Source organism: Streptomyces sp. AB3(2024), from assembly GCF_041862025.1.
Classification (GTDB): Bacteria; Actinomycetota; Actinomycetes; order Streptomycetales; family Streptomycetaceae; genus Streptomyces.
Map to the genome: position 1 here is coordinate 1 of NZ_JBGWAB010000288.1, position 2140 is coordinate 2140.

Below are 2140 nucleotides of genomic sequence, written 5' to 3' on the forward strand. Positions count from 1 at the left end.
AGCGGATCGTATTCATCCGCACCCTCGTCACCGGAAAGCAGGGCGCGGACACCGGACGCTCCATCGACACGGTGGCGAATACCGGCCAGTACCTCTGACCGAGCGGGGCGGGGGGGGGGGGGGGGGGGGGGGGGGGGGGGCCCCCCCGCCCCCCCCCCCCCCCCCCGGGCCCTGTGCCGGCCGTTCGGCGGCGATGCGCCGGAGCAGGGTCTCGGCGGTGTGCGCGGCGCGGGCCTCGTGGGTGGGCGCCAGGCAGTCGGCGGCCAGCTCGCGCCAGAACGGCGGTAGCGCGTGGTCGGTGCGGAGCGCGGCGCGGCCCTCGGCGTACTCCTGGGCCGCCGCGGCGCGCGCCATCGAGGTGGCGCCCGGGAAGGGCGGGGCGCCGCCCGCGAACACCTCGTGGATCACGATGCCCAGCGCCCAGACGTCGGCGCTGGGCCGTACCTGGACGCCGTGTTCGCCGAGCGGGGCCCGTCGGCGCTCGGGCGGGAGGTAGTCCAGGGTGCCCATCGGGGGCGCGTACCCGTGGGTGCCGTGGGTGCCGGTCAGTTCGGTGGCGAGGCCGAAGTCGGCGAGCTTGACCGAGCCGTCCGGCATCAGCAGGACGTTGTCCGGTTTGAGGTCCCCGTGGACCCAGCCGCTGCGGTGCAGGTGGGCCAGTCCCTCGCAGATCCCGGTGATCAGACGGGCCCCTTCGGCGGCGGTCACCGGGGCGGCGAGCCGGTCGCGCAGGCTGCGTTCGGCCCGCTCCATCACCAGCACGATCGCGCCGTCCAGGTACGGGTGGCCGGGTTCGCTCAGCACGAAGGAGTCGAGCAGGCGGATCAGCCGGGGGTGTCCGGCCCGGCGGGCGAGCTCGACCTCGCGCCGGGCGGATTCGGCGATCGCGCGGGCCTGGCGGGGTGCGAGGCCGCCGGTCGGCAAGACCTTCAGTGCGACCTCCCCGGGCGGGCCTCCGTCCGCCGCGCCCGCGGTGCGGGGGGTGGCGGGCGTCGCCGTCGTGCCGGGCGTGGCCGGCGGGCCGGTCGTAGCGGTCGTGCCGGGCGTGGCCGCCGGGCCGGTCGTACGTGGCGTGTGCGGCGAGTCCGCCGTGGCGTCGGCGGCCCTGCGGCCCGCATGGACCGTTGCCCAGCCGCCGGCCCCGATCGGGCCGGTGACCTCCCACGCTCCGACGCGGTGGCCGCGCGGCAGCGGTTCGCCGCGGTCACTTCCCGAGGCGTCGGCCGGGCGCTGCACCCTCTCCTCCTCCGGCCCGGGGCGGCAGCAGCGCGAGGTGCTTCTCCCGCACCAGCCCGAACCGCAGCGCGAGTCCGACGAGCGTCTCCCGCTTGCCGTTGCGCCGGGGGCCCCTGCCGGGGCCGGTCTCGGCGGGGGCGCTGATCCGCGTCTTCTCGTCGGCGAGGTAGTCGATGTGCGAGGTGACCGCGCGGGCCGTCAGCTGCGCGCAGCCCGGCAGTCCCGCGAGCCGCTCGACGATCTCGGGGGTGGTGGGCACCGCGACCGGGGACTCGTCGCGCAGCCGCGGTTCGCAGAGCGCGACCAGCACGAGGAAATAGATGGCCGTCTCGTCGAGGGAGTACGCCGTGACCGTGGGGCTCCCCCAGGAGCCGCCCGTACCGGCCGGGTCCAGGTAGACGTGGTCGGGCGCGAACACCTGGAAGGAGACCGTGGCCTGCCCGCGGGTGGGCAGCACGACCCGGGAGAACTCGAAGGGGATCGGTGCCCCGGCCCGGCGCGGCGGCACCCGCAGGTACTCGCCGGCCCCCTCCGGGTTCTCCACCAGGTAGCTCTGGGTCGTGCTGTGGTTGCTGAGCTGCCAGTGGTCGTCCGTCACCCGGATCTCCCCGGCGAGCCGGGAGATCGCCGCGTCGACGAGGCGGAGTTCGACGGGGGTGGTCTCGGAGCCCCGGCCGAAGCGCGCCGATTCCCCCGGGCCCAGCCGCAGGGTCACCGCGTCACCGCTGCCCCGCGGCAGGTGGATCAGTACCCCGCTCACTGCCCCCTCCTCGCTCCGTGTCACCGGTCGTCACGCGGCGAAGGGTACACAGGCCGGACGGGGGCTTCCGGAGGTGCTTTGGCTGCTTTCGTAGCCCTGCCTGCCGTCCCGCGCGGCCCGGCCGACCGCGTCGTCGGCGCCGCG

The 2140-nt window shown here is 76.4% G+C and carries 1 protein-coding gene and 1 pseudogene; both read right to left on the bottom strand.

Going from position 1 to position 2140, the window contains the following annotated elements; translation table 11 throughout:
• Positions 1 to 144: 144 nt before the first annotated feature.
• Positions 145 to 1191, bottom strand: a pseudogene (locus ACEPPI_RS40355) (serine/threonine-protein kinase); the annotation flags it as partial.
• Positions 1192 to 1204: 13 nt separating this feature from the next.
• Positions 1205 to 1996, bottom strand: a complete 792-nt coding sequence (locus ACEPPI_RS40360; RefSeq protein ID WP_373920219.1) for a serine/threonine protein kinase — start codon at positions 1994 to 1996, stop codon at positions 1205 to 1207.
• Positions 1997 to 2140: the final 144 nt, after the last annotated feature.